The following is a 20,775-nucleotide window of genomic DNA, read 5'->3' as shown; positions in this document are numbered from 1 at the left end:
AGGTGGCGGATCCTCTATCCATCTGACTTCGGGAACAGACCCGGATCCATCTTCCGCACCGCAGGACGACACATGCGCACAGCCTCCCTCGCCGGCCTCACCGCACTTGCGCTGGCCGGCGGCACTTCGCTGGCCACCGCCGCCCCCGCCCAGGCAGCCGACGGCACCCTCTACGTCCGGCAACTCTCCAGCGCCTGCTCCGACACCGGGCCGGGCACGCTGGCCCAGCCGTTCTGTTCCATCAGACCCGCCGCCGCCAAGGTCACCGCGGGGCAGACCGTCGACATCGGCGTCGGCACCTACCCCGAGCGGGTGACCATCGCCAGCTCCGGTACGCCGGACAGTCCGATCCACGTCCAGGGCTCCACCACCAACGGGACGGTCACGTTGTCCGGCGCGACCGCAGGCGTGGTGATCGACGGCCAGCACGACATCACGATCTCGAACCTGCGCGTCGAGGGGGCGTCCAGCGAGCCCGGCCTGGACCTCCGCGCTTCGTCGGCCATCACGACCAGCGGTGTCAACGTCCTCATGGCCACCGGCGCCTCCACGCCCGCCGTCCGACTGTCGGCGGTCACCGCCTCGTTCCTCAAGCAGTCCACGGTCGCCGCGCCGACGGCGGTCGCCGGCCTGACCATGGACGCCGCCACCCGGGGCGTCACCGTCGTCAACTCGATCGTGGCGAGCTCCTTGAAGTACGACTCCGTCGCGAACAGCCAGGGCATCCAGGTCCACGGATCGGCCAACACGATCATCAACAGCCAGGTCAGCGGCTTCACCGGTACGGCGATCGCGATCGAGCCGGGCGCGGCCGACAACGTGGTGGTCAACAACGTCATCAACAGCGGCGCCGGCCTCGGCATCCGCAACAGCGGCGCGACCGGCACCGCGATCACCAACAACACCGTGCAGAGCCGCTGCCTCGACGGCATCCGGGTCGACGGGAACTCCACCCGGGTCTCCGTGCAGAACAACGTGCTGCGGATGAACGGGTACTTCGGGCGGACGAACTGCGACCCGTCCGCCACCGGAGGACTGGAGCTCGGGGTCTACGGCGATGCCGTCAAGGACACCGTGGTCGACTACAACAACGCGTACCACGGCACCGACCCGGCGCCGGTGATGTACGCGTGGAACACCCCGTTGACCATGGACCAGTTCCGTACCGCCTCCGGCCAGGCGACGCACGACCTGAACACCGGTGCCGTGACGGACAACTACGACTCGGCGAACTCCGCCGCTCCGGGCTACCAGGCCACCGACCGGTTGGGCGCCGCGCGTGGTGACGACCCCACGGTGCCGAACACCGGCGCCGGTCCGGTCACGTACGCCGACCGGGGTTCGACCGAGTACATCCGCCCGCCCGGGGCCGCGTTCACCGTCGGCCTGGACCTCGGCACCAGCACGGTGAAGCTCGACGCCTCGGCGTCGAAGCCGGGCTTCGTGCCGATCAGTGAGTACCAGTTCGACTTCGGCGACGGCACGCTCGTCACCCAGGCCACCCCCGTCGCCTCGCACCGCTACACGTCCACGGGCACCTACACCGTGTCGGTGAAGGTGTCCGGCAGCGACGGCCGCTCGAGCACCGGCACCCAGAGCGTCACGGTGGCGCGGCGCACCGGGACGATCGCACTGCTCGCGATGTCCGGCCTGCGCTACGTGGGGGCGGCGACCGCCGACAGCAGGCTGATCGCCGACCAGGCCGCGCCGGGTGCGAGCACCCAGTTCGACCTGGCCGACATCGGCACGGGGCGGGTTGCCCTCTTCTCGCGGGCCACCGGCCGGTACGTGACCAGCAGCAGCTCGCTCATCCCCAACGGCACGTCGGTCGACACGACCGGCTGGTTCCGCCTGCTCGTGAACACGGACGGGACGATCAGCCTCCGCGCTCTCGGAGACACGTACCTGAGCGCACCGTCGACCACGGCCCCGTTGACCGCGACAGCCACCACGATCGGCGCGCGGGAGAAGTTCTACCGGGTGAACGTCGCCGATGCGAACCGCTCGGTCAAGGCCGGCGCCAACAGCCGGTACGTGACCGCCGAGAGCGGCGGCGCCAGGCCGCTGATCGCCAACCGGACCAGCGTCGGCGCCTGGGAACGGTTCGACCTGGTCGACCTCGGCAACGGCCGGATCGCCGTCTTCGCCCGCGCGAACAACCGCTTCGTCTGCGCGGACGGCACCGGCACCAAGCCGCTGATCGCCAACCGGCTCAGCGCCGGCGCCTGGGAGACGTTCACCCTCGTGCGCAACACCGACGGCACGGTCAGCCTCAAGGCGGCCGTCAACAACCGCTACGTCACCGCCGACAGCGCGGGCGCCAAACCGCTCATCGCCAACCGCACCGCGATCGGCCCCTGGGAGAAGTTCACCCTCGGCGGCTGAACGAAGAAGCAGGACGCCCGCCCGGATCCGATGATCCGGGCGGGCGTTGCCGTCAGGGCAGCAGGCCGAGCAGGTCGGGGTGCGTGGCCAGCGCGGCGAGCTGGTCCGGGCTCAACGGCGGAGCAGGCCCGTCCCCGGCGTTGCGGATCGCCCGCCAGGCATCGCCTTCTCCACCGGGCATCGGCGGGACGATCCACCCCATCCGGTTGGTGACCAGCGCCTCGACCAGCACGCCGTCCCGACGCTGGACGAACACGCTGTAGGTGATCCCACTGCCCGCCTCGTCCAGCAAGGTGATCAACCGGTTGCCGTCCGCCCCTACCGTCGCCGCGCACTGCCCGCTGTGCGCATGCCCGGAGTGCTGGTCGCGACTCAGGTCGGCGAGGTTGTCGCAGCTGAGCTCGAACGGCAACCGGTGAATCCGGATCTCACCCTCGCCCCGCAGGCCGCCCCGTTGCAATCCGAACCACATCCAGTGCCCCGCCGGTCCGGTGGGGGTCGCCCCCCGGACTCCCTGCAGAAAGGTGAGCCCGCCCGGCGACACGTCAGCGACCGCTTGGCCGAGCGCGATGGTCGGCACATCCTGCGAGACGATCTCGTAGTGCTCGTCGTTCTGGGGATGGATCAGGTTCACGTCGGGGTCCGCCCCGAGCGGGGGGAACACGAGGTCGGGGGCGAGAGCCAGCCGGACCAGGAGATCGGGTGTGGTCACGTCGCTGACGCCCTGCGTCCATATCGAGATCAGGGTGCCGTCCGGCCGTAACACCTCGACCTCCCGGCCGTCGAGGACCTTGGGCGCCAACCGGCCCGTGTCATCGAAGAACCTCATCAGCCGCCGGGAGCGGATCTTCGTCCCGTCCGGGCGCTCGGTCGAGGTGCACTCACGAGCGGCCAACCCTCGCGTGGGACACGGCGGTCGATTCGCCCAGACCTCCGCGCCGTTCCGGTTGAGCTGGACCGACAGCCGCCCGGCGCGCTGGCCGATCCGGAACCAGAGGCCGACCCGGCGGTACACGCCCGCCCCGCCGCGGGCGGTCTGATCGCTGATCACCGGCTTCGGACTGTCCTTTCCCGCGATCCCAGTGATCCAGGCCAGCTCGGGAAGCTCCCGACGCAGTCCGTCGGTCACCGCGTCCCGCACCCGCGCCAGGTCCTCGGCGCTGCCGGCCACGACGGTGTCCGTCGAGGTCGGGGAGCGGTCGGGGGCGGGCGAGCGGGTGGTGACCGGGGCGGGCGCGGCGTGCGGCGTACCGAAGAGGGAGCTGGCACCGACGACCACCGCGACCACCGCCGCCGCGACCGCGGTGGTCCCCGCGCCGATCCGCAGCCGGCGGGCCCGGCGCTGCCGGCCGATCACCCGCTCCACGTCCACGGTGGAGACCGGGGACTCGCCGATCAGGTCGTCGAACAGCTGCTGGTACGTCATGACAGCTCCCCCCGGGCCGACGAGGTGCCGGTCATCAGCAGGCGCAGCGCATCGAGTCCGCGGGCGGCCTGGCTCTTCACCGTCCCGGCGCTGATGCCCAGGATGTCGGCGGTCTCCTCCACGGACATGTCGCAGTAGAAGCGGAGCACGAGCACCGCCCGGCGCCGGGGCGGCAGTTGGCCCAACAGGTCCAGCAGCATCTCCCGGTCGGCCAGCGTCGGCTCCGGCAGGACCAGGTCGGCCTGCTCGGGCAGTTCGTCGGTGCTCCGTTCGCGCCGCCAGGGCCGCCGCCGCTCGTCCAGCCAGGCGTGGGTCAGGACGGCCCGGACGTACGCGTCGACGTTCTCCGCGGCGCGCACCCGCCGCCAGTGCCGGTAGAGCTTGCCGACCGTGATGGACACCAGGTCGTCGGCGGTGTGCCAGTCCCGGCAGAGCAGGTACGCCGTGCGGCGCAGCGGCTCCAGCCGCACGGCGACGAACTGCCGGTACTCGTCCTCGTCGGCCCGGTTCACGGTCCGGTGCCTCTCGCTCGCCTCATGCCCAGGTGACGGAGGAGGCCACGGCCGGGGTTGCCTCGGATCGTCGCCCGGGCGGGCGTCGGCGTCAGCGCTCCAGGATCGCGGTCACGCCCTGCCCACCGGCCGCGCAGATGGAGATGAGCCCGCGCCCGCTCCCCTTCTGGTCGAGCAGCTTGGCCAGGGTCGCCACGATCCGGCCGCCGGTGGCCGCGAACGGGTGCCCGGCGGCCAGCGAGGAGCCGTTGACGTTGAGCTTGTCCCGGTCGATCGACCCGAGCGGCGCGTCGAGGCCGAGGCGCTCCTTGCAGAACTCCGGCGACTCCCAGGCGGCCAGGGTGGCGAGCACCTGCGAGGCGAACGCCTCGTGGATCTCGTAGTAGTCGAAGTCCTGGAGGGTCAGCCCGGCCCGGGCCAGCATCCGGGGCACCGCGTAGGCGGGGGCCATGAGCAGGCCCTCGTCGCCGTGCACGAAGTCGACGGCCGCCGTCTCCGACCAGGAGAACCAGGCCAGCACCGGCAGGTGGTGCTCGCGCGCCCACTCCTCCGACGCGAGCAGCACCGTCGACGCGCCGTCGGTCAGGGGCGAGGAGTTGCCCGCCGTCATGGTGGCCCGCTCGGCGTCCGGCCCCTTGGTCCCGAAGACCGGCTTCAGCGAGCCGAGCTTCTCCAGGCTGGTGTCCGCGCGCAGGTTCTGGTCCCGGGTGAGCCCCAGGTAGGGGGTCATGAGGTCGTCGAAGAACCCCTTCTCGTACGCCGCGGCGAGCCGCTGGTGCGAGCGGAGTGCCAGCTCGTCCTGGGCCTGCCGGTCGACGTTCCAGCTGAGCGCGGTCTTCGCGGCGTGGTCGCCCATCGACAGCCCGGTGCGCGGCTCGGCGTTGCGCGGGATCTCCGGCTTGAACGGCTGGAGCGGGCGGAGCTTGGCGGCGAGCTTCAGCCGCTCGCCGAGGGTGCGGGCCGAGTTGAGCTGGATGAGGGTCCGGCGCAGGTCCTCGTTGACGGCCAGCGGCGCGTCGGAGGTGGTGTCGACGCCGCCGGCGATGCCGACGTCGATCTGCCCGAGGGCGATCTTGTTGGCGACCAGGATGGCGGCCTCCAGCCCGGTGCCGCAGGCCTGCTGGATGTCGTACGCCGGGGTGTGCGGGTCGAGCCGGGAACCGAGTACGACCTCGCGGGTGAGGTTGAAGTCCCGGGAGTGCTTGAGCACGGCGCCGGCCACCACCTCGCCGACCCGCTGCCCGGCCAGCCCGAACCGGGCGACCAGCCCGTCCAGCGCCGCACCGAGCATGTCCGCGTTGGACGCGTGGGCGTAGCGCGAGTTGGAACGGGCGAAGGGGATGCGGTTGCCGCCGATCACCGCGACCCGCCGGACACTCTGCACGATCGGCCTCCTCGAAACTGTTGCCCGAACCCTACTCGCCAGTAGGCTACGCCTATGACCGACAGGTACGCGAGCTTCGTCCAAACGGGGGCCGGCCGCACGCTGGTCAAGCGCCTCGGGCTGCCCGACCCGCCCCGCCTGCGCCGGCACACGCCGGGCGACCCGCTGGTTCCCGGGCCGGTCCTGCTCGGGTCGTCGTCCGGCGGCCGGCTCGCCGAGCCGGTCGGCAAGGTCCTGACCGCCGCCGGGGTCGAGCTGGTCGACCCGGCCGCCGCCACCGACGCCGCCGCCCGCTTCGCGGCCCTGGTGTACGACGCCAGCGGCATCAGCGACTCCACCGGCCTGCGCCAGCTCTACGACTTCTTCCACCCGCAGGCCCGGGCGCTGCTGCCCAGCGGCCGGGTGATCGTGCTGGGCACCCCGCCGGCCGAGTGCGGCTCGCCCCGGGAGGCGACCGCCCAGCGGGCGCTGGAGGGGCTGACCCGCAGCATCGGCAAGGAGTTCGGCCGGGGCGTGACCGCGCAGCTCGTGTACGTCACGAAGGACGCCGACGCGGGCACCCCGGTGAGCCTGGAGTCCACCCTGCGCTTCCTGCTCAGCGGCCGGTCCGCGTACGTCTCCGGGCAGGTGATCCGGGTCGGTGCCGGGACGGCCGCCGCGCCGGCCGACTGGGACCGGCCGCTGGACGGTCAGGTCGTCCTGGTCACCGGGGCGGCCCGCGGCATCGGCGCGGCGCTGGCCCGGGTGCTCGCGCGGGACGGCGCCACGGTCGTCGCGCTGGACATCCCGGCGGCCGGGGACGAGCTGGCCGCCGTCGCCAACGAGATCGGCGGCAGTGCGGTGCAGCTCGACCTGACCGCGCCGGACGCCCCGACCCGCCTGGCGCAGCATCTGGCGAGCCGGCACGGGCGGGTCGACGTGGTGGTGCACAATGCGGGCATCACCCGGGACAAGACGCTCGGCCGGATGGACGCCGACCGCTGGGACTCGGTGATCGACGTGAACCTCTCCAGCCAGGAGCGGATCAACGACGTGCTGCTGGAGCGGGACCTCATCCCGGCCGGTGGCCGGATCGTCTCGGTCTCCTCGATCGCCGGCATCGCCGGCAACCGGGGCCAGACCAACTACGCGACGAGCAAGGCCGGGGTGATCGGCCTGGTCGACTCCCTCGCCCCGGTGCTGCGCGAGCGGGGCATCAGCCTCAACGCGGTCGCACCCGGTTTCATCGAGACCCGGCTGACCGCCCGGATCCCGCTGATGATCCGCGAGGCGGGCCGGCGGATGAACAGCATGGCCCAGGGCGGCCTGCCGTTGGACGTGGCCGAGACGATCGGCTGGCTGTCCTGGCCGGCGAGCGGCGCGGTCAGCGGCAACGTGGTCCGGGTCTGCGGCCAGAGCCTGCTGGGGGCGTGATGGCGCGGCGGAAGCAGCGGCCGGAGGAGCCGGCCGAGGAGCTGTCGGTGCACGAGCTGATCGAGGGGCCGACGCAGGACCTCACCTCGGCCCGCGCGGCGCTCGCCGCCCGGGACGTCGCGCCGGTGGAGGCCACCCAGGACCTGTCCGCGCTGGCTGAGGACCACACCCAGGACCTGTCCGCGCTGGCCGACGACCGCACGCGGGACCTGTCCGCGCTGGCCGACGACCGCACGCGGGACCTGTCCGCCGCGGCCGCGGCGGTCACGTCGGGCGGCGCGGCCACCCTGACGGCCCCGGAGCGCACCGGGCCGGACGGCCGCCTGCGTCTCGACCTGCCGCGGCTGCCGGCGCCGGGGGCGCTCTACCGGCGGGCCCTGCTGGGGGCGCTGCCCGGCAGGGGCGGCCGGCGGCGGCCGGACGTGCCGGCGGTCGAGCTGGGCGTCGCCGGGGTGCCGGTCGACCCGGCCCACCTGGCCGACTACGACCGGGTGTGCGGGTTCCGGCTGGCCGACCGGCTGCCCGCGACGTACCTGCACGTGCTGGGCTTTCCGCTGTCGCTGCGGCTGATGACGGCGCCGGAGTTCCCCATCCCGTTGACCGGGGTGGTGCACGTGGCGAACCGGATCACCGTGCACCGGCCGGTCGAGGTCGGCGAGACGGTGGATTTCCGCACGTACGCCGAGAACCTTCGCCCGCACGAGCGGGGCCGGCAGCTCGACGTGGTGCTGGTGGGCTCGGTCGGCGGGGAGGAGGTCTGGCGGGGCGTCTCGACGTACCTCGGGAGGGAGCGCGCGGCCGGCGGTGGTCCGCGGCGCGACGCGGGTGACCGCCCGAGCGCGCCGGCCGCGTCGGCGCACTGGCGGGTGACTCCCCGGGTGGGCACCGACTACGCGCGGGTCTCCGGTGACCACAACCCGATCCACACCTCGCGGCTGGGCGCTCGGCTGTTCGGCTTTTCACGCCCGATCGCCCACGGCATGTGGAGCAAGGCGCGCTGCCTGGCCGCGCTGGAGAGCCGGCTGCCGGAGTCCTACACGGTCGAGGTGGCGTTCAAGCTGCCGGTGCCGCTGCCGTCCACGGTGGCCTTCAGCGCCACCGCCACGGGCGCGACCTGGGATTTCGCGCTGCACGACGCGCGGCAGGGGCGGCCGCACCTGGTGGGCACCGTCCGCTGAGGAAAGAGGGGGCTTGAAGCCCCCTCTTTCGTGCGCTAAGTTGTTCTCAGATTGAGTTGTTCTCAAGATGACAGAGACAGGACGCCGTGAACGAGCAGGACTTTCTCGCCGCCTACGACCCCCGGGACTATCCGGCGGTCGCCGTCACCGTCGACGTGGTGGCGCTGACCATCCGCGACGGCGCGCTGCACCTGCTGCTGATCCGCCGGGCCGCCCCGCCCTACGCGGGCCACTGGGCGCTGCCCGGCGGCTTCGTCCGCCCCGACGAGGACCTGGCCGCCGGCGCCCGGCGCGAGCTGGCCGAGGAGACCGGGCTCGGCGGCGAGCGGTTGCGTCGCGTCCACCTGGAACAGCTCGCCACCTACGGCGGGCCCGACCGGGACCCCCGCATGCGGGTGGTCTCGGTGGCCCACCTGGCCTTCGCCCCCGACCTGCCCGACCCGGTCGCCGACACCGACGCCGACGAGGCGATCTGGCTGCCGGTGACCGCGCTGACCAGCCGGCAGCTGGCCTTCGACCACGGCCGGATCATCGACGACGGCCTGGAGCGCGCCCGGTCCAAGCTGGAGTACACGCCGCTGGCCACCCGCTTCCTGGCGCCCGAGTTCACCATCACCGAGTTGCGCGCCGTCTACGAGACGGTCTGGGGGCACCCGCTGCACGCCGGCAACTTCCATCGCAAGGTGCTCTCCGTGCCGGGCTTCGTGGAGAGCACCGGCGCCAGCACCGAACGCGGCGGGTCGCGCGGCGGCCCCCGGGCGAAGCTCTACCGGGCCGGCGACGCCCGGCTCCTCCACCCGGCGCTGCTGCGCCCCGCCCGGGAGGAGACGGTGCGGTGAGGACCGAGGAGGCGATCCGGCTGGTCGCCGCCGCGCGGGGGGACGCCGACCTGTTCGGCACCGACGCGCCGGCCCGCCGCTACCGCGAGCTGGTCACGGCCCTGCACCCCGACCGGCTGGGCGCGGTCGACCCCGGGGTACGCGCCGCCGCCTCCGACGCGCTCCGGACGGTGACCGCCCGCTGGCGGGGCGGCCGGGGCACCCGCCTCGGCGACTACACCCTGCACCGCATCGCGTACGCCGGTGACCTGGCCGATCTCCACGACGTCGGGCGGGACCGGCTGCTCAAGCTGCCCCGCGATCCGGCCGACAACGACCTCATGGCCCGCGAGGCGCGCGCCCTGCGGCGGATCGCCGAGCGGGGCGACCCGCGCCACCTGCCGTACGTGCCCCGGCTCGTCGACCACCTGCCCGTCCGCGACCCGGCGACCGGGGCGGAACGGCTGGTCAACGTGGTGGCCGCGGCACCCGGGCTGCACAGCCTCGACGAGGTGCGCAGGGCGTACCCCGACGGGCTGGACCCGCGCGACGCGGCCTGGATGTGGCGGCGGCTGCTGGTCGCCCTCGGCCTGGCCCACCGCGCCGGGGTGGTGCACGGCGCGGTGCTCCCCCGGCACGTGCTCATCGAGCCGGACGCGCACGGCGTGGTCCTGGTCGACTGGTGCTTCTCGGCCGAGCCCGGCGCGACCGTCCCGGCGCTGGTTCCCGGCCACGAGGACTGGTACCCGGCCGAGGTGACCGCCCGGCGGCCCGCCGGCCCGGGCACCGACCTGGCCATGGCCGCCCACTGCATGACCTGGTTGATGGCCGACCGGGCCCCGCGCGAGCTGCGCGCCTTCGCGGCCGGCTGCCGCCGCCCGAAGCCGGCCGCGCGTCCCGACGACGCGTGGCGGCTGCTCGGCGAACTCGACGAGGTGCTGGACCGCCTCTTCGGCCCCCGCACCTTCCGCCCCTTCACCCTCAATCCCTAGGGAGGCTGCCATGGGCAGCGGAATCTGGTCCACCGACGTGTACGACGCCGCCGACCGCTACCGGCGGGCCACCGGCGCGAGCGCCTTCTCCTACAGCGACAGCGGGGCGCGGACCGTGCACCCCGCGCTCGACCCGCGCGACGCTCTCCGGGAGAGCCGCGACTCGGCCGAGCACCCGCAGTCGACGCCCATCGCGGTGCTCTTCGACGTGACCGGGTCGATGGGCCACGTGCCCCGGGTGCTCCAGAGCAAGCTGCCGCAGCTGCTCGGCCTGCTGCTCCGCCAGGGGTACGCCCGCGACCCGCAGATCCTGTTCGGCGCGATCGGCGACGCCACCTGCGACCGTGTGCCGTTGCAGGTCGGCCAGTTCGAGTCCGACAACCGGATGGACGACGACCTCGGCCGGATCGTGCTGGAGGGCGGTGGTGGCGGCCAGATGACCGAGTCGTACGAGCTGGCCCTCTACTTCATGGCCCGGCACACGGTCACCGACAGCTGGGCGAAGCGGGGGCGGCGCGGCTACCTGTTCCTCATCGGCGACGAGCTGGCGTACCCCCGGGTGGACCGGCGGCAGGTGGCCCGGCTGATCGGCGACGACCTGCGTGAGGACGTGCCGCTGCGGCAGATCGTCGACGAGGTGACCCGGCGCTGGGACACCTACTACCTGCTCCCGGCCGGCAGCGCGTACGCGGGCAGCCGCAAGGTGCTCGACTTCTGGCGCGACCTGCTCGGGCAGCACGCCGTCGAACTGGACGACCTCGACGCGGTCTGCGAGACCATCGCGCTCACCGTCGGCCTCGGCGAACAGGCCATCGACCTGGACGCCGGGCTGCGCGACCTGGACCGGGCCGGGTCGACGGCCGGCCGCACCGTCTCCCGGGCGCTCGCCCGGCTCGGGGGCGACCGGCGCGCGGTGGCCACGCTGCCGTTCACCCCGACCGACGGCGGCGGGGTCACCCGGCTGTGAGACACGTGATGGTGGTCGACCTCGGCTACGGCGACGCCGGCAAGGGCACCGTCGTCGACTGGCTCTGCGCGAGCCGGCCGGTGCACACGGTGGTCCGGTTCAACGGGGGCGCGCAGGCGGCGCACAACGTCGTGCTGCGCGACGGACGACATCACACGTTCGCGCAGTTCGGCGCCGGGACGTTCCGCCCCGGGGTCCGTACGCACCTGTCGCGGCACGTGGTGGTGGACCCGCTGGCGCTGGCCGCCGAGGCCGACCACCCTCGCGGCGGCCGGGGTGCCCGACGCGCTCGACCGGCTGACCGTGGACGGGGAGGCGCTGCTGGCCACCCCGTACCACCGGGCCGCCAACCGGGCGCGGGAGATCGCCCGGGGAGCCGACCGGCACGGCTCCTGCGGGCTGGGGGTGGGCGAGGCGGTCGCGTACGGCCTCGCCCACCCCGACGAGGCGCCCCGGGTGGCGGACTGCCACCGCCCGGGGGTGCTGCGCCGCCGGCTCAGCGCGCTGCGGGACCGGCTCACCGCCGAACTGGGCCCGCTGGACGCCCCGCCGGTGGAGGACTGCCTGCCCGCGTACGCCGCCTTCGCCGGCCGGGTGGCGATCGTCGACCGGGCGTGGCTGTCCGGCGCCCTGCGGGCGGGCACCTGCGTCTTCGAGGGCGCCCAGGGGGTGCTGCTGGACGAGTGGCACGGCTTCCACCCGTACACGACGTGGAGCACCACCACCTTCGCCAACGCCGAGGCGCTGCTCGCCGAGGCCGGGCTGGCGGGCACCGCGCAACGGCTCGGCGTACTGCGGGTGACCACCACCCGGCACGGCCCCGGGCCGCTGGTCACCGAGGACCCGGCGCTGCCGTTCGCCGACCCGCGCAACCCGGCCAATCCGTGGCAGGGCCGGTTCCGGTTCGGCCACTTCGACGCGGTGGCCCACCGCTACGCGCTGGAGGTGGCCGGCGGCGTGGACGGGCTCGCCCTCACCCACCTCGACCTGGCCGGTCCGGCCCTGCGGATCTGCCGCCGCTACGACACCGCCGACCGGCTCGTCCCCGGGCCGGCCGGCGACCTGGACCGCCAGGCCGCCCTGACCGCGCGGCTGCTCCGGGCCCGCCCGGTGCTCGACGAGGCGCCCACCGACTGGCCGGCCGCGGTGGCGGCCGAGCTGGACACGCAGGTGCTGCTCACCTCGTACGGGCCGACCGCCGAGGACAAGGTCCCGGCCCTCGCCGGAGCCGTTTCCGCACCCCGCTGACACCCCACCACCGAGCATGGGGACATGGGGGATGTGGTCGACCTGCTGCACCAGACGGTGACCTCACCGTGGGTGTACTTGGTGATCATCACGGTCACCGCGGTCGACGCGTTCTTCCCAGCCGTGCCGGGCGAGACCGTGGCGATCACCGCCGGGGTCTTCGCGGCCGGCGGGGAGCCGAACGTGGTCGGGGTGATCGTGGCCGCCGCGTTCGGCGCGTTCGCGGGCGACCACATCTCGTACGCCATCGGGCGCGGCGGCGGCGCCCACCGGCTGGCCCGGCTGCCCGTCGACAGCCGCCGCCGGGCCGGTTCGGAGTGGGCCCGGCGGGCGGTCGACCGGCGCGGCGGGATCATCCTGACGACCTCCCGGTACGTCCCGGGCGGCCGCACCGCCGTCACCCTGACCATGGGCGCGGTCCGCTACCCGTACCGCTCCTTCCTCATGTACGACGCGCTGGCCTGCGGCACCTGGGGCATCTACTGCGGCCTGCTCGGCTACTTCGGCGGGCTGGCCTTCGAGCACAACCCCGTCCAGGGCCTGCTCGCCGGCGTCGGTCTCTCGGTGGCGGTCACCGGCCTGTTCGAGGTCGTCCGCTGGGCCCGCCGCCGCGCCCGCGCCCGCGCCACCGCCGGCCGTTGACCGCGTCAGGAGGTGCGGGGATGCCAGGTGACGCCGCGCAGCAGCTGGTCAGCGCCCAGCCAGGCCACGTTCATCATCCGGGTCGCGGTCTTCTCCGGGTCCGCCTCCGGGTGGTCGGCCAGCCAGTCCGCCAGCGACTCGGTCGCGCCCACCAGGGCGTACGCGACGACCTCCAGGTCGGTGGCGCCGACCTCGCGGCCCTTGGCGCGCAGGGCGTGGTCGAGCATCCCGGCGACCACCTCGACGAGCCGGCCGCGCATGGTGGCCAGCTCGGCGGCGAACGGCTGCTCGCCACGGGCCTGTCGGTAGAGGACGGCCCAGCCGTCCCGGTGCGCGCCGACGAAGCCGAAGAACGCGCGCAGCCCGCGCCAGAGCCGCTCGTCGGCGGGCAGGTCGGGCGCGGCCGCCCCGGCGATGGCCTCCATCATCCGGGTGCCTTCGCGGTGCAGGCAGGCGACGAAGAGTTCCTCCTTGGTGCCCAGGTACGCGTAGACCATCGGCTTCGAGATGCCGGCGTCGTCGGCGATCTCGTCCATGCTGGCCGCGTGGAAGCCCCGGCGGGAGAACACCTTCACCGCCGCGTCGAGCATCTGCTGCTCGCGCACGGCGCGGGGTAGGCGCTTGAAGGTCGGTGTGCTGGACACCCTTGCGAGCATACCTACTCGTGCGTAGGGTTACGCCAGAGTAACCAAAGTCGGCTCGCCCGAGAGGTGCATCCCCCATGAGTGACTTCGACCCGGCCAACTTCGCGAACGTCGGCCCGAAGGAGTTCGCGCAGCTGGTCAAGTCCACCCCCGACGACAAGATCGCCGAGATCATGTCCGGCGACCTGCGCGGCAAGATCTTGAGCGAGGTCTTCAACCGGATGCCGTCGCTGTTCCGGGCCGACCGGGCCGGCTCGACCAACGCGGTCATCCACTGGAACATCACCGGCCGTCCCGACGGTGGCACCGACACCTACGAGATCGTCATCGAGAACGGCACCTGCACCGTCTCGGAGACCCCCACCCGGGACCCGAAGCTCAGCCTCACCATGGGCCCGGTCGAGTTCCTGAAGATCGTCTCGGGTGGCGGCAACCCGGTCATGATGTTCATGACCGGCAAGCTGAAGGCGAAGGGCGACCTGGGCCTCGCCGCCAACATCGCCAACCTGTTCGACATCCCCAAGGCCTGAGATGGCCGAGTTCTCGCTCGACCTGAACGAGGAACAGCGGGACCTTCGCGACTGGGTGCACGGCTTCGCGGCCGAGGTCGTGCGCCCGGCCGCGGCCGAGTGGGACGCCCGGGAGGAGACTCCCTGGCCGATCATCCAGGAGGCCGCGAAGGTCGGCCTGTACGGCTTCGAGTTCCTCGCCACCTGCTGGGCCGACCCCACCGGGCTCTCCCTGCCGATCGCCAGCGAGGAGCTGTTCTGGGGTGACGCCGGCATCGGCCTGAGCATCTTCGGCACCTCGCTGGCCGTGGCCGCCATCTACGGCGCCGGCACCCCCGACCAGCTCGTCGAGTGGGTGCCGCAGTGCTTCGGCGACGTCGACCAGCCGGCCGTCGCCGCGTTCTGCACCACCGAGCCGGAGGCCGGTTCCGACGTCGGGTCGATGCGGACCCGGGCGGTCTACGACGCGGCCACCGACGAGTGGGTGCTCAACGGGCAGAAGGCGTACGCCACCAACGGCGGCATCGCGGGCGTGCACGTGGTCACCGCCTCGGTCGAGCCCGACCTGGGCTCGCGCGGGCAGGCCGCGTTCGTCGTGCCGCCCGGCACGCCGGGGCTCACCGCCACCCGCAAGCTGCGCAAGCTCGGGCTGCGCGCCTCGCACACCGCCGACGTCTTCCTCGACGACGTACGGGTTCCGGGGCGCTGCCTGCTCGGCGGCAAGGAGGCGCTCGACGAGCGGCTGGCGCGGGCCCGCACGGGCCAGCGCGCCTCCGGCCAGGCGGCCATGCGCACCTTCGAACTGTCCCGCCCGACCGTCGGCGCGCAGGCGCTCGGCGTGGCCCGCGCCGCGTACGAGTACGCCCTCGACTACGCCAAGGAGCGGGTCCAGTTCGGCCGGCCGATCATCGAGAACCAGGCGGTCGCGTTCACGCTGGCCGACATGAAGATGGAGATCGACGCGGCCCGGCTGCTGGTCTGGCGGGCGTCCTGGATGGGCCGCAACAACCGGCCGTTCACCGCGGGCGAGGGCTCGATGTCCAAGCTCAAGGCCGGCGAGGTGGCCGTCTCCGTGACCGACCGTGCCGTCCAGCTCCTCGGCGGGGCCGGCTTCCTGCGCGACCACCCGGTCGAGCGGTGGTACCGGGACGCCAAGATCTACACCATCTTCGAGGGCACTTCCGAGATCCAGCGGCTGGTCATCTCCCGGGCCATCTCCGGCATGCAGATCCGCTGATCGCCGGCGGACCCCGACCCGACCCGCGACGGCACCGCCGTGCCGGGCGTACCGCCGTCGCGGGTCGGGCCGCCGGACCGCGCTTCGCATTCCGCAGGCTGGGCACGTGACCACGTGGGCTGGGCCCGGCGCCGCCCCGGGTGCATGATCGGGAGAACACGAACGCGAAGGAGGGTTGCGACTTGGACCTGCCGTTCATCGTCGCCACGCTGACCCGACGCGGACTGCTCAACCCGGGCCGCCCCATCCGGGTGGCCTCCCAGCTGAATGCCCTGCGCCGGTGGGGCTGGAGCCTGGCCGGAGAGCTGCGCCAGGCCGCCGCGCGCGACCCGGGGCGTACCGCCGTCGTCGACGAGCACGGCGCCTCGCTGACCTACCAGGAGCTGCTGGACCGGTCGGAGCGGCTGGCCCGGTCGCTGCGCGCCGGGCTCGGCGTGCAGGCCGGCGACCGGGTGGGCGTGCTCTGCCGCAACCACCACGGCCTCATCGAGGCCGTCGTGGCCGCCATGCTGCTCGGCGCGGACGCCGTGCTCGTCAACACCGGCCTCTCCGCCGCCCAGCTCGCCACCGTGGCCGAGGAGCAGGGCCTGCGCGTGCTCGTGCACGACGCCGAGTTCGCCGAGCGGATCCTCGGTCTCCCCGCCGACCTGCACCGGGTCGACGAGCGCCGCCAGGAGGAGCTGATCGCCGGCGCGCTGCCCGGTGACCAGCTCCAGCCGCCGGAGCGGGACGGCCGCACCATCGTGCTCACCTCCGGGACCACCGGCGCGCCCAAGGGCGCGCGCCGGCCCACGCCGCACGGCTTCGGCCCGCTGGTGTCCATCATCGACCGGATCCCGCTGCACGTGCACGACACCGTGCTGATCGCCGCGCCGATCTTCCACACCTGGGGGTACGCCGCCCTCCAGGTGTCGTTCGCGCTGCGCGCCACGATCGTGCTGCACCGCCGGTTCGACCCGGCCGCCACGCTGGCCGCCCTGGCGGGGCAGCCCTGTGACGCGCTCTTCGCCGTACCCGTCATGCTGCAACGGCTCATGGAGGTGCCAGCGCCCGAGCCCCGGCCGCCGCTCAAGGTGGTCGCGGTGAGCGGCTCCGCGCTGCCCGGCGGCCTGGCCACCGCGTTCATGGACCGCTTCGGCGACGTCCTGCACAACCTCTACGGCTCCACCGAGGTCTCCTGGGCCTCCATCGCCAGCCCGGCGGAACTGCGCGCGGCCCCCACCACGGCGGGCCGCCCGCCGCACGGCACCCGGCTGGAGATCGTGGACGACGCCGGCGAACCGGTCCGGGACGGCCGGGTGGGCCGTATCTTCGTGGGCAACGAGATGCTCTTCGAGGGATACACCACGGGCGCCGGCCGGGAGAGCCGCGACGGCCTGCTCGACACCGGCGACCTGGGCCGGATGAACGCCGACGGGCTGCTCTTCGTCGACGGGCGGGCCGACGACATGATCGTATCCGGTGGGGAGAACGTCTTCCCGTCCGAGGTGGAGGATCTCATCGCCCGGCTGCCGCAGGTCCGCGAGGTCGCCGTGATCGGCGTACCGGACCCGGAGTACGGCCAGCGGCTCGCCGCGTTCCTGGCCCTGCACCCCGGTGAGACGCTCGACCCGGAGGCGGTCCGCGAGTACGTGCGGCACTACCTGGCCCGGTTCTCCGTGCCCCGCGACGTGGTGTTCGTGAAGTACCTGCCCCGCAACGCCACCGGCAAGGTGCTCGGCCGCGAACTGCGCCGCTACTACGGCTGACCGGGTTCACGCCGGGGCGGGGGCGCGCACCCCGCCCCGGGTCTCACGGGTAGAGGGTCAGCCCCGGCGACCGGGCCAGCTCGTCGAGTTGATCCATGGTGAGCAGCGGCTCCGGCGCCGTGGTGGTGCTGCCCTCCGGGCCGCTCCGGAAGTTGTTCGTGATGCCGAGCACCGCGGTGCCGTCCGGCCGCAGCGCCAGCACGGTCAGCTGCCGCTCGCCGGGCTCCCCGGGTAGCGTGCTCCGGACCGTCGCCGTGCCGTCCGGATGGCGGACCACCGTGCAGTCCTGCGGGTTCACCGCGTGCTCGCAGCTCGGTGGCGTCTGATCCCGGGCGGTCGGCCGGATCTGAAGCAGGAGGAACCCGCTGTCCTCGCCCCGCCGCAACCGTCCACCCGCCTCGTACTCCCGGTAACTCGGGTGGAACTGGAACTGCGGCTCGGTGCAGCCCGGCTGCAACGACTCGATCCGCACACCGGCCGGCAGCCCGTCCCGCAGCGCCTCCCGCAGGGCACCGGTCAGCCGGGTCACCCCGTCCAGCGGCGTTTCGGTGGGCCGGACGCGAACCGTGCCGTACGACTGGAGCGGCGGCTGCGGGCCACTCGGCTTCGGACTGACGCCCGTGCAGAGGCTGACCTCGGGTGCGGGAAAGGCGCTCGGCAGGCCGGCCGGCGCCGGCCGGGAAGTGCCCCCGCCGACCACCAGGGCCGGCACCGCCAGCACGGCGGCCGCCGCGGCTGCCGCACCCGTACCGCTCCACACCCAGGTCCGCTGCCGGCGGCGGCGCCCCTCGGCGCGGATCAGCCCGTCGACGTCGATCCGGGTCGGTGGCGGGTCGGCCACCACCGCACGCAACTCGTTGCCGATCTCATCCATGCTCCTCCGCCTCCCGCGGCTTGGTCCGCGCGGTGACCAGGCGGCCCCGAAGCGCCTCGATGGCCCGTGCGGACTGACTCTTCACCGTCCCGACGCTGCACCCCAGCTCGTGCGCGGTCTCCTCGACGGACAGATCGCAGAAGTAGCGCAGCACGAGCACCGCCCGGCGGCGCGGGGGCAGATCGGCGAGGAGAGCGAGAATGGTGACCCGGTCGGCCGTCGCGTCGGTCGCCGCGCGCACCGCGCGGTCGGGCACCTCGGCCCAGGCGGCCTCCCGCCGCCACGGCCGCCGCCGTTCGTCCAGCCAGGTCCGCAGCAGGGTCCGCCGGACGTACGCGTCGGGGTTGTCCATCGCGGAGACCCGCCGCCAGTGCCGCAGCAGCTTCACCAGCGCCGTCGACACCAGGTCGTCGGCGGTGTGCCAGTCCTCGCACAACAGGTACGCCGTACGGCGCAGCGGATCCAGGCGTGCCGCGACGTACTCGCGATAACCCTCGATGTCGGCCGGCAATCCCGCCACCTCCTCACCTCACGACTCAAACGGCGGCGAGGAGGTGCGGGGTTGCCCGGTCAGCCGGGAATCGTGATCCGGCCCTCGATGGCCAGGCCGGCGATGTCCGAGCGGTGATGCGCCCCGGCCAGCTCGATGCCGCGTACCACCTGGTAGGCGGCGTCCCGTGCGGCGGCCAGGTCGGGGCCGGTGGCCGTACCGCAGAGGACCCGGCCCCCGGCGGAGCGCAGGGTGCCGTCGGCGTCGCGGCGGGTGCCGGCCTGGATGACCCCGGCGCGGTCCGCGCCGGTGATCACATCACCGGTACGCGGCGCCGCCGGGTAGCCCTCGGCCGCCACCACGACAGTGACCGCCGCGCCGTCACGCCAGCGGAGCGGCGGGTGCGCGGCCAGCGTGCCGGTGGCGGCGGCGTGCAGCAGCCCGCCCAGCGGCGTCTCCAGCAGGGCGAGCACCACCTGCGTCTCCGGATCGCCGAAGCGGGCGTTGAACTCGATCACGCGCGGGCCGGCGGCGGTGATCGCCAGGCCCACGTAGAGCAGGCCGACGAACGGGGCGCCCCGCCGGCGCAGCTCGGCCAGCGTCGGGTGCACCACGTCACGCATCACCTCGTCGACCAGGCCGGGCGGGGCCCAGGGCAGCGGCGCGTACGCACCCATGCCGCCCGTGTTCGGCCCGGTGTCGCCGTCGCCGACGCGCTTGAAGTCCTGGGCGGGCAGCAGCGGCAGGGCGGCCTCGCCGTCGGTGACCACGAAGAGGGAGACCTCGGGACCGGCCAGGTACTCCTCGATCACCACCCGGCCGCACTCCGCGGCGTGCCGCTCGGCGGTGGCGCGGTCGTCGGTCACCACGACGCCCTTGCCGGCGGCCAGCCCGTCGTTCTTCACCACGTACGGCGCGCCGAACTCGTCCAGCGCCCGCCCGACGCTCTCCGCGTCGGTGCAGGTGTACGCCCGGGCGGTCGGCACGCCGGCGGCGGTCATCACGTCCTTGGCGAACGTCTTCGAGCCCTCCAGCCGGGCCGCCTCGGCCGACGGGCCGAACGCCGGGATGCCCTTGGCCCGCACCGCGTCGGCAACCCCCGCGACCAGCGGGGCCTCCGGCCCGATCACGACCAGGTCCGCCGCGGTCTCGACGGCGAGCGCCGCGACCGCCGCCGGATCGGTGGCGTTCACCTCCCGCACCTCGGCGACCGCCGCGATCCCGGGATTCCCGGGAGCGGCAACAAGCACGTCGACGGAAGGATCGGCAGCCAGGCCGAGGGCGAGCGCATGCTCCCGCCCCCCACCACCCACAAGAAGAACCCGCACGACGGCATCCTACTGACCACCCCACCCCACCTTGTTGATCAAGAAGTTTGCGTCTCAGATCCGGGCTTCGGTGACGCAAACCTCTTGATCAACGGGGTCTTCGGAGGGCGCGGGCAACGGTGTGGGGGATGTAGTCGGGGCGGAGGGTGTCGGGCCAGGTGAAGCGGAGGATGGTCCAGCCTGCGTTGCTCAGGCGGTTCTGGCGGACGCGGTCCTCGTAGACGGCCTGGGGCGTCTGGTGTGGTGACTGACCGTCGGCCTCGGCGATGATGCGGGCGCCCCGCCAGGCCAGGTCGCCGATGCCGAGCAGGTAGCCGTCGTCGTCGCGGACCTCCAACTGCAACGTGTCAGGTGGCACGCCACCGTCCACGCACCGCAGTCGGACCCGGGTCTCCAGGGGTGACTGGGCCCGGCCGTCCGACTCGGCCAGGCAACGGCGGGCCGCCACGGCTCCCCGCCGCCGCGCGATGAGCCCCGCCACCAGGGACAGGTCCGACTCGTCGATCAGCTCCCGGTTGAGCGCCGAGTCGACGACGCACACCGCCGGGTAGCGATCGGCGCGGAGAATCACGTCGGCCACCGTACGGACCGGAGTCGTGACCGGGACGCCGGCGGCGGTGCCGACATCGGCCGGGCCGAGGGTGAGCTGGTGCACCACGAGATCGGGGTCGGCCGGTCGCTGCGGACGCGGACGGTCGGGAGGCACCGAGACGTGGACCGCTGACGTGGCACGCAGGCCACCGATGCGATGCAGCTCGGCGGCGGTGTCCAGCACGGCGACGGCGCCGACACCGAGGCTCTCGACGGCCGCCCGGATCCGGGCCCGCCGGAGCGAGGCGACGGCCAGCTGCGGTGCCGGCACGAAACAGCCCCGCGCCACCCGGATCCACCGCCCGGACCGGACGAGATGACGAACCTGGTCCCGACTGAACCCCAGAGCAACGGCCTGGGCGGCCGTCACCACACCACCCTGCCGAGCA

The 20,775-nt window shown here is 73.6% G+C and carries 18 protein-coding genes and 1 pseudogene; 11 read left to right on the top strand and 8 right to left on the bottom strand.

What is annotated here, in order from left to right:
* Positions 1 to 72 precede the first annotated feature (72 nt).
* Positions 73 to 2,385 (top strand): PKD domain-containing protein, encoded by a 2,313-nt coding sequence (locus tag GCE86_RS26535; protein ID WP_154229428.1) that lies wholly within the window; start codon positions 73 to 75, stop codon positions 2,383 to 2,385.
* 52 nt (positions 2,386 to 2,437) lie between these two features.
* On the opposite strand, the gene GCE86_RS26530 is transcribed toward GCE86_RS26535, so the two are convergent.
* From GCE86_RS26530 to GCE86_RS26520, 3 genes are all read right to left on the bottom strand, one after another.
* Positions 2,438 to 3,811 carry a hypothetical protein gene (locus GCE86_RS26530; RefSeq protein WP_154229427.1) on the bottom strand — a complete coding sequence of 458 codons (1,374 nt, stop codon included), beginning with the start codon at positions 3,809 to 3,811 and terminating at the stop codon, positions 2,438 to 2,440.
* Entirely contained in the window at positions 3,808 to 4,323 is a 516-nt protein-coding gene (locus tag GCE86_RS26525) for a SigE family RNA polymerase sigma factor (RefSeq protein ID WP_154229426.1), read from the bottom strand. The genes GCE86_RS26530 and GCE86_RS26525 overlap by 4 nt, the downstream gene beginning before the upstream one ends.
* A gap of 91 nt (positions 4,324 to 4,414) precedes the next feature.
* Positions 4,415 to 5,707 carry an acetyl-CoA C-acetyltransferase gene (locus GCE86_RS26520; RefSeq protein WP_154229425.1) on the bottom strand — a complete coding sequence of 431 codons (1,293 nt, stop codon included), beginning with the start codon at positions 5,705 to 5,707 and terminating at the stop codon, positions 4,415 to 4,417.
* Between the two features lie 54 nt (positions 5,708 to 5,761).
* Here GCE86_RS26520 and GCE86_RS26515 point away from each other — a divergent pair, with 54 nt between their 5' ends.
* From GCE86_RS26515 to GCE86_RS26485, 7 genes and pseudogenes are all read left to right on the top strand, one after another.
* Positions 5,762 to 7,120: a 3-oxoacyl-ACP reductase gene (locus GCE86_RS26515; RefSeq protein ID WP_154229424.1), complete on the top strand. Its 1,359-nt coding sequence runs from the start codon at positions 5,762 to 5,764 to the stop codon at positions 7,118 to 7,120.
* Between the two features lie 287 nt (positions 7,121 to 7,407).
* Entirely contained in the window at positions 7,408 to 8,298 is an 891-nt protein-coding gene (locus GCE86_RS26510) for a MaoC/PaaZ C-terminal domain-containing protein (RefSeq protein ID WP_239542228.1), read from the top strand.
* Between the two features lie 86 nt (positions 8,299 to 8,384).
* Complete coding sequence (locus tag GCE86_RS26505) at positions 8,385 to 9,137, top strand: NUDIX hydrolase (RefSeq protein WP_154229423.1); 753 nt, start codon at positions 8,385 to 8,387, stop codon at positions 9,135 to 9,137.
* On the top strand, positions 9,134 to 10,108 hold the full coding sequence (locus GCE86_RS26500) for a protein kinase family protein (protein WP_154229422.1): 975 nt from the start codon (positions 9,134 to 9,136) through the stop codon (positions 10,106 to 10,108). Before GCE86_RS26505 ends, GCE86_RS26500 begins: the two co-directional genes overlap by 4 nt.
* Positions 10,109 to 10,118: 10 nt before the next feature.
* The gene (locus GCE86_RS26495; protein WP_154229421.1) at positions 10,119 to 11,075 is read left to right on the top strand and encodes a hypothetical protein; all 957 of its coding nucleotides are present in this window, start codon (positions 10,119 to 10,121) and stop codon (positions 11,073 to 11,075) included.
* Positions 11,072 to 12,323, top strand: a pseudogene (locus tag GCE86_RS26490) (adenylosuccinate synthetase). Before GCE86_RS26495 ends, GCE86_RS26490 begins: the two are co-directional and overlap by 4 nt.
* A 24-nt stretch (positions 12,324 to 12,347) precedes the next feature.
* Positions 12,348 to 12,965 carry a DedA family protein gene (locus GCE86_RS26485; RefSeq protein WP_154229420.1) on the top strand — a complete coding sequence of 206 codons (618 nt, stop codon included), beginning with the start codon at positions 12,348 to 12,350 and terminating at the stop codon, positions 12,963 to 12,965.
* Positions 12,966 to 12,970: 5 nt separating this feature from the next.
* Here the strand turns inward: GCE86_RS26485 and GCE86_RS26480 are convergent, their stop codons facing one another.
* Positions 12,971 to 13,609 (bottom strand): TetR/AcrR family transcriptional regulator, encoded by a 639-nt coding sequence (locus GCE86_RS26480; protein WP_208818043.1) that lies wholly within the window; start codon positions 13,607 to 13,609, stop codon positions 12,971 to 12,973.
* Between the two features lie 77 nt (positions 13,610 to 13,686).
* Between GCE86_RS26480 and GCE86_RS26475 the strand changes: the two genes are divergently transcribed.
* From GCE86_RS26475 to GCE86_RS26465, 3 genes are all read left to right on the top strand, one after another.
* Positions 13,687 to 14,139 (top strand): SCP2 sterol-binding domain-containing protein, encoded by a 453-nt coding sequence (locus GCE86_RS26475; RefSeq protein ID WP_154229418.1) that lies wholly within the window; start codon positions 13,687 to 13,689, stop codon positions 14,137 to 14,139.
* A 1-nt stretch (position 14,140) separates the two neighbouring features.
* A complete protein-coding gene (locus tag GCE86_RS26470; RefSeq protein ID WP_154229417.1) occupies positions 14,141 to 15,355 on the top strand; it encodes an acyl-CoA dehydrogenase family protein in 1,215 nt (404 codons plus the stop codon).
* A gap of 182 nt (positions 15,356 to 15,537) precedes the next feature.
* Positions 15,538 to 17,103, top strand: a complete 1,566-nt coding sequence (locus GCE86_RS26465) for an AMP-binding protein (protein ID WP_154229416.1) — start codon at positions 15,538 to 15,540, stop codon at positions 17,101 to 17,103.
* 43 nt (positions 17,104 to 17,146) lie between these two features.
* Here GCE86_RS26465 and GCE86_RS26460 read toward each other — a convergent pair whose 3' ends face one another.
* From GCE86_RS26460 to GCE86_RS26445, 4 genes are all read right to left on the bottom strand, one after another.
* Positions 17,147 to 17,977 carry a hypothetical protein gene (locus GCE86_RS26460; RefSeq protein WP_154229415.1) on the bottom strand — a complete coding sequence of 277 codons (831 nt, stop codon included), beginning with the start codon at positions 17,975 to 17,977 and terminating at the stop codon, positions 17,147 to 17,149.
* Positions 17,970 to 18,497, bottom strand: coding sequence for a SigE family RNA polymerase sigma factor (locus GCE86_RS26455; protein WP_420846444.1), 528 nt, complete (start codon positions 18,495 to 18,497; stop codon positions 17,970 to 17,972). The genes GCE86_RS26460 and GCE86_RS26455 overlap by 8 nt, the downstream gene beginning before the upstream one ends.
* Positions 18,498 to 18,547: 50 nt before the next feature.
* Positions 18,548 to 19,795 (bottom strand): phosphoribosylamine--glycine ligase, encoded by a 1,248-nt coding sequence (gene purD, locus GCE86_RS26450; RefSeq protein ID WP_154229414.1) that lies wholly within the window; start codon positions 19,793 to 19,795, stop codon positions 18,548 to 18,550.
* A gap of 88 nt (positions 19,796 to 19,883) precedes the next feature.
* Positions 19,884 to 20,756: a type IV toxin-antitoxin system AbiEi family antitoxin domain-containing protein gene (locus GCE86_RS26445; protein WP_244317081.1), complete on the bottom strand. Its 873-nt coding sequence runs from the start codon at positions 20,754 to 20,756 to the stop codon at positions 19,884 to 19,886.
* Positions 20,757 to 20,775 lie beyond the last annotated feature (19 nt).

The organism is Micromonospora terminaliae (assembly GCF_009671205.1).
GTDB classification, from domain to species: Bacteria; Actinomycetota; Actinomycetes; order Mycobacteriales; family Micromonosporaceae; genus Micromonospora; species Micromonospora terminaliae.
The sequence above is the reverse complement of the archived record's forward strand: the minus strand, read 5'-3'. Positions and strand labels throughout refer to the sequence as shown.